Origin of the sequence: Asaia sp. SF2.1, assembly GCF_000505765.1 — a bacterium.
Lineage (GTDB): Bacteria > Pseudomonadota > Alphaproteobacteria > Acetobacterales > Acetobacteraceae > Asaia > Asaia bogorensis.
Map to the genome: position 1 here is coordinate 13,969 of NZ_AYXS01000051.1, position 1,521 is coordinate 15,489.

The 1,521-nt window shown below is 58.6% G+C and carries 2 protein-coding genes; one reads left to right on the forward strand and one right to left on the reverse strand.

Annotated features, from left to right (window positions below; genetic code table 11):
- The coding region (locus tag P792_RS0120375) for an aminotransferase class V-fold PLP-dependent enzyme (RefSeq protein ID WP_031241698.1) at window positions 1-1,007 on the reverse strand (1,007 nt) is incomplete at its 3' end.
- Between the two features lie 119 nt (window positions 1,008-1,126).
- On the opposite strand from P792_RS0120375, the gene P792_RS35080 reads away from it, so the two are divergent.
- On the forward strand, window positions 1,127-1,521 hold a 395-nt coding region (locus tag P792_RS35080), incomplete at its 3' end, for an Lrp/AsnC family transcriptional regulator (RefSeq protein ID WP_023979965.1).

Below are 1,521 nucleotides of genomic sequence, written 5' to 3' on the forward strand. Positions count from 1 at the left end.
TCGGCATGACGTTCATCCATGAAATCCTGACCGATGGCGTCCTTCACCAGAAATGCCAACGCCGCCCGGATATCACCCACCACATTGGGTGTGCCCGCTTCCTCACGGTCGCTCACGCGATCGGAATAATCATGCCCCCAGGGCGAGACAAAACGCACCGTTCCACCACCCGGCAGGCTCGGGCGTGTGATGGCCACAGCAGCATCAAGAACGATCATCACGCCTGAAGCGCCGGGTCCGCCGACAAATTTGTGGGGCGATACAACCACCGCATCGATCTGGGCAGGCGTGCCTGCTGCCATATCGATGGCAAGATACGGGCCGCCTCCTGCATAGTCCCAGACCGAACGCGCGCCATGCGCATTGAGCAGGGTCGTGATGGCCGCGACATCGGTCAGAATGCCGGTCACATTCGAGGCTGCGGAAAAGGCCGCCACCACCAGCCGACCCGGGGTGAGGGCTTCCAACACGTGGGTGAGCTCTGCCACATCAGGCCCACCCTGCACGGCCTCGCCGATCTCGATGATTTCCGCACCGCTTTCGCGCCACGGAAGAATGTTAGAGTGATGCTCGTAAGGCCCGATCAGAACGAGCGGTTTTCTGCCTTCAGCGACGGCCTGTGTAACGCCCATAAGGCTGACGAGACGGTTGATGCCTGATGTCGCACCTGAGCCGGTGAAAACAACGCTGTACGCCTCCGTCGCCTTGCAGAGCCGGGCGATATGAGCGCGCGCCGAGGCACGCAGCCTTGTCATCATGCGTCCGCAATAGGACGCCTGGGTATGACTATTGGCATAGTAGGGCAGAACCTGCGTGAGGACGAAGCTTTCCACCTGCTGAAGCGCGCGCCCTGAAGCCACGTAATCGGCATAAAGCAGCGGATGATCGCCAAACGGCCCCGGCACAGGCACGCCCTCACCAATGACCCCTTTGCGAAGCCCTGCCAGCCCCTCTTCGCCCTTCAGCGAAACGGCAAAATCATCGAGGCAAGTATCAGGGTTCAGCATGGTAAAGGCTCCTGTGATCGGATGAGCACAGGATAGAGCGATGGAATGGTGGAAAACTCACCCTATTTCATCGCAGATTACGCTTTCTTTCTATCAAATGATCTGTTTTTCTCGATTTCATGGATCAGATAGACCGCGCCATCGTCCGAGCCCTCCAACAGGATTCATCGCTTTCCCAGCGGGGTCTGGCCGAGAAAGTCGGGTTGTCGCAGAATGCCTGCTGGCGCCGTCTGAATGCGCTCAGAGTCAGCGGCGTGATCGAGGGAGAAACCGTCCGCCTGTCGCAAACGGCCATAGGGCTGGGTGTGACGGTATTCGTAATGGTACGCACACGCTACCACTCACGCGAATGGCTGAGCCAGTTTCGCGAGGCCGTTCTGGCCATACCCAATATCGTGGATTTCCACCGTCTGGCGGGTGATTACGACTACATGCTCAAGGTCGTCGCCAAGGACATGAACGCATTCGACCGCATCTATCAGATGCTTATCAGCAAGGTAGAGCTGGACACCGT